Annotated in this window: 4 protein-coding genes and 2 tRNA genes; all 6 read right to left on the bottom strand. The window is 41.9% G+C overall.

Annotation, left to right across the window (positions count from 1 at the left end):
• Positions 1-17: 17 nt before the first annotated feature.
• The 6 genes from ODU50_RS10245 to rpoE all read right to left on the bottom strand — a co-directional run bounded on the left by ODU50_RS10245 (position 18) and on the right by rpoE (position 3,917).
• Positions 18-103, bottom strand: a tRNA-Leu gene (locus ODU50_RS10245).
• Between the two features lie 144 nt (positions 104-247).
• Positions 248-658, bottom strand: coding sequence for a GyrI-like domain-containing protein (locus ODU50_RS10250; protein ID WP_029178982.1), 411 nt, complete (start codon positions 656-658; stop codon positions 248-250).
• 164 nt (positions 659-822) lie between these two features.
• Positions 823-908: transfer RNA gene (locus ODU50_RS10255), tRNA-Leu, on the bottom strand.
• Positions 909-1,052: 144 nt separating this feature from the next.
• The gene (locus tag ODU50_RS10260; protein WP_105142063.1) at positions 1,053-1,463 is read right to left on the bottom strand and encodes a GyrI-like domain-containing protein; all 411 of its coding nucleotides are present in this window, start codon (positions 1,461-1,463) and stop codon (positions 1,053-1,055) included.
• A gap of 69 nt (positions 1,464-1,532) precedes the next feature.
• Positions 1,533-3,143, bottom strand: a complete 1,611-nt coding sequence (locus tag ODU50_RS10265) for a CTP synthase (protein WP_105152811.1) — start codon at positions 3,141-3,143, stop codon at positions 1,533-1,535.
• Between the two features lie 192 nt (positions 3,144-3,335).
• Positions 3,336-3,917, bottom strand: coding sequence for a DNA-directed RNA polymerase subunit delta (gene rpoE / locus ODU50_RS10270; RefSeq protein WP_011921912.1), 582 nt, complete (start codon positions 3,915-3,917; stop codon positions 3,336-3,338).
• Positions 3,918-4,150 lie beyond the last annotated feature (233 nt).

The raw sequence follows: 4,150 nt of genomic DNA on the forward strand, positions 1-4,150 counted from the left end.
CCTTAGCTAGTCCACTATGCGGAGAGTGGGACTTGAACCCACACGACCTAAAGCGGTCACAGGATCCTTAGTCCTGCGCGTCTGCCAATTCCGCCATCCCCGCGATTGAGTACCTTACTAGTATAACAGGACAGCTAAGGCTTGTCAAGAAAATTTTTTAGTTTATTTCAAAAAATCAACTTTCTATTCAATCAGTAAAATTGGAAAATCTAAGCGAAAATGGAGCTAAGGCAGGAACACAGAAAACTCAGTGCTGCTGAGTCGCAATAAAGACAGCCACCGTTTGGTCGGGATCGTATTTTTCAAAGTCAATAGTGTAGTCCCGATGAAGCTCACCTGATTCTTCTGCCTGCCAAATCCTCTGCCAAGCATGAAGAATCGCTTGAGGATCCTCCTTATCAGCCTCAAATACTTGATAGATCTGCTCGGATGTGTCAAAATCATAGACTTCCCCATCTGTCAAACGGCAGATAGAGAGACTGTAGTCTCCTTTGTAATCACTGGCATAGTCATGATAGACGGCATAGACCGGTTCCCCTTGGGCAAAAGCTTCTTTCACCGCTTCCTCTTGTTCCTGCCAGAGAGCCTGGATTTTTTCTACACAATGCTCATCTTGAAAATTATTAGTACGAATACTAGCTAAAATGTTTAGAAACATCTTCTTCCCTCCTTTTGTTTTCATTATAACATTTCTCTAGAAAAGTCGCTTAGGTCAAACAAAACTAGTCTATCTCTCCTGCTTGTAATTTATAAACTAGCATATATCGCGCTCTGCACTTATCTAGACAAAGCAAAAGGACTAGCCCCTTAGCTAGTCCACTATGCGGAGAGTGGGACTTGAACCCACACGACCTAAAGCGGTCACAGGATCCTTAGTCCTGCGCGTCTGCCAATTCCGCCATCCCCGCGATTGAGTACCTTACTAGTATAACAGGACAGCTAAGGCTTGTCAAGAAAATTTTTTAGTTTATTTCAAAAAATCAACTTTCTATTCAATCAGTAAAATTGGAAAATCTAAGCGAAAATGGAGCTAAGGCAGGAACACAGAAAACTCAGTGCTGCTGAGTCGCAATAAAGACAGCCACCGTTTGGTCGGGATCGTATTTTTCAAAGTCAATAGTGTAGTCCCGATGAAGCTCACCTGATTCTTCTGCCTGCCAAATCCTCTGCCAAGCATGAAGAATCGCTTGAGGATCCTCCTTATCAGCCTCAAATACTTGATAGATCTGCTCGGATGTGTCAAAATCATAGACTTCCCCATCTGTCAAACGGCAGATAGAGAGACTGTAGTCTCCTTTGTAATCACTGGCATAGTCATGATAGACGGCATAGACCGGTTCCCCTTGGGCAAAAGCTTCTTTCACCGCTTCCTCTTGTTCCTGCCAGAGAGCCTGGATTTTTTCTATACAATGCTCATCTTGAAAATTATTAGTACGAATACTAGCTAAAATGTTTAGAAACATCTTCTTCCCTCCTTTTGTTTTCATTATAACATTTCTCTAGAAAAGTCGCTTAGGTCAGACAAAACTAGTCTATCTCTCCTGACTCCTTTCTACCGCTGCGGTGACAAAAGCCGTATAAAGACCTTCAGGTCGGTTCGGTCGGCTGGAAAGCTCTGGGTGATACTGACAAGCAACGAAGAATTTATTTTCTGGAATTTCAACAATTTCTACCAAACGGTTGTCTGGTGACACGCCTGAGAAAACAAAACCTGCTTTTTCAAATTGTTCACGGAAGTCATTATTAAACTCATAACGATGACGATGGCGACGTTGTACAACTTCTTGATTATCATAAGCAGCTGCAGCCTTGGAGCCACGTTTGAGCTTGCTTGGATAAAGACCTAAACGGAGAGTTCCTCCTAAATCTTCCACTCCAATTTGATCACGCATGATGTCAATAATTGGATATTTTGTTTCTGGGTCTAATTCAAAGCTGTTAGCACCTTCTAAACCGAGAACGTGACGTGCAAATTCTACACAGGTCAGCTGCATTCCCAAGCAGACCCCTAGCATTGGCACGTCATTCTCACGAGCATAACGAATGGCTTGTATTTTCCCTTCTGTACCACGTTGTCCAAAGCCACCAGGAACGATAATTCCTTGTGCTTGTCCTAGACGTTCAGCTACGTTTTCTGCTGTCAAATCATTTGCATTGACCCAGTCCAATTCGATAGCAGCATCATTTGCATATCCTGAGTGTTTTAGAGCTTCAACTACAGAAATATAGGCATCTTGTAATTCTACATACTTACCAACTAAAGCGATTTTTACTTTTTTCTGGAGATTAAGAACCTTGTTTACCATCGCTGTCCACTCTGTCATATCTGCTGGAGGTACGTCGAGCTTCAAGTGATCGCAAACAATTTGATCCATGTTCTGTGCTTGCATATTTAATGGGATTTGGTAAAGATGTTCGACATCCAAGGACTCAATAACTGCTTCTGGAGCAACATCACAGAATTGTGCCAGTTTATTTTTAATTCCTTGTCCAGCAGGCTGCTCTGTCCGAATTACCAACATGTTGGGCTGAATGCCTAGACCACGCAACTCTTTTACAGAATGTTGTGTTGGCTTAGTTTTCATTTCGCCTGCTGCTTTGAGATAAGGCAAGAGTGTTGTATGGATATACATAACATTGTCTGAACCGACATCTGCCTTCATCTGACGAAGCGCTTCAAGGAATGGCAAGCTTTCAATATCACCTACTGTACCACCCACTTCCGTGATGATGACATCTGCATCTGTAGTACGAGCTGCACGCTTGATTTTGTCTTTCAAAGCATCTGTAATGTGTGGAATAACTTGAACTGTCGCCCCTAAGTATTCCCCTTTACGCTCTTTACGGAGGACTTCGCTATAAATTTTACCTGTTGTAACATTTGAATATTTGTTCAGGTTAATGTCGATGAAACGCTCATAGTGCCCAAGGTCCAAGTCGGTTTCTGCACCGTCATCCGTCACAAAAACTTCACCGTGTTGATACGGACTCATTGTTCCCGGGTCAATGTTGATGTATGGATCAAATTTTTGGATTGTTACCTTGAGACCTCGGTTCTTCAATAAACGACCTAGACTGGCTGCTACAATCCCTTTGCCGATAGAGGAAACAACACCACCTGTTACAAAAATATACTTTGTCATGCAAACTCCTTTTCTACGATTCAGGCTAATAGGAAGCGGTTTGTGGGGATACTTCCTGTTAACTTGAAGAAAAAACAAAAATAGCTCCCTATCGCTAGGGAGCTCCGACCTCAAAAGAGGTGCCCGATAATATCTTATCGTAATTTGGTAGTCTTGTCAAATTATTTTTAAGAACCTATGGGGATATAATTCTTATTCGTCGACGACCTCTTCATCTGAATACTCATCGTCATCTTCACCTAAATCAACATCCTCTTCATCCAATTCGTCATCGGGGATAATTTCGTTGATTTCCGAATCATAAGACTCAACTTCATCTTTTTCATCATCTGGATTTTCATCATCGTATTCTGATGATACACTACCTGGATAGTTGTCCTCATCTTCCGGATCATCATGTCCATAGTCAATCGCATCATCATCACCGTCCATAAAGGCATTGACGCGTTTCTTCTTGCGTTTTGGTGCATCTTCATCATCTTCTTCAAGAGTGATCACTTCTTCGTCGATCTCATCAATTGCGTACCAAGAACGTAAGCCCCATTTGTTTTCGCCAAGTGGAATGAAGCTTCCATCCACATTCAAATCAGAATAGAAGGTTGGGAGGGCTGCGCGAATCTCGCTGTTTGATTTTTCAAGGTAGTTTTGAATTTCATTGACCAAGTCGTTGAAATACATTTCGTTGTCACGTCCACGTTCTTCCAAAATAGCACGGGCTACTTCAATCATGGAAAGTTCGCTTTTTTCTTGTCCTGCAAATACGTTAAGTTCCAAGGCTGTTCTCCTTTTTTGTCTTTCCTTTCTATTTTACGCTAAAAAAGGCAAATAGTCAAAGATAATCTTTATCGTTTTTCTGTAAAAAAATACCTGCAGAGCTCAGTGAACTGCTCCCTGTCAAGTGGACAATGAAATAATAAAAGATTAGGCGACGGCCTTGTTCCTCATTTCAAGAGGGGCAAGGCCGTTGTTGCGTTCTTGAAATCGTTGATGATTATAAAAATAGATGT

Origin of the sequence: Streptococcus sp. 2020WUSS084 (assembly GCF_044427445.1) — a bacterium.
GTDB classification, from domain to species: domain Bacteria; phylum Bacillota; class Bacilli; order Lactobacillales; family Streptococcaceae; genus Streptococcus; species Streptococcus suis.

Coding starts and splice junctions, on each gene's coding strand:
- ODU50_RS10265 (WP_105152811.1), bottom strand. CDS start 3,143: ATGACAAAGTATATTTTTGTAACAGGTGGTGTTGTTTCCTCTATCGGC.
- ODU50_RS10260 (WP_105142063.1), bottom strand. CDS start 1,463: ATGTTTCTAAACATTTTAGCTAGTATTCGTACTAATAATTTTCAAGAT.
- ODU50_RS10250 (WP_029178982.1), bottom strand. CDS start 658: ATGTTTCTAAACATTTTAGCTAGTATTCGTACTAATAATTTTCAAGAT.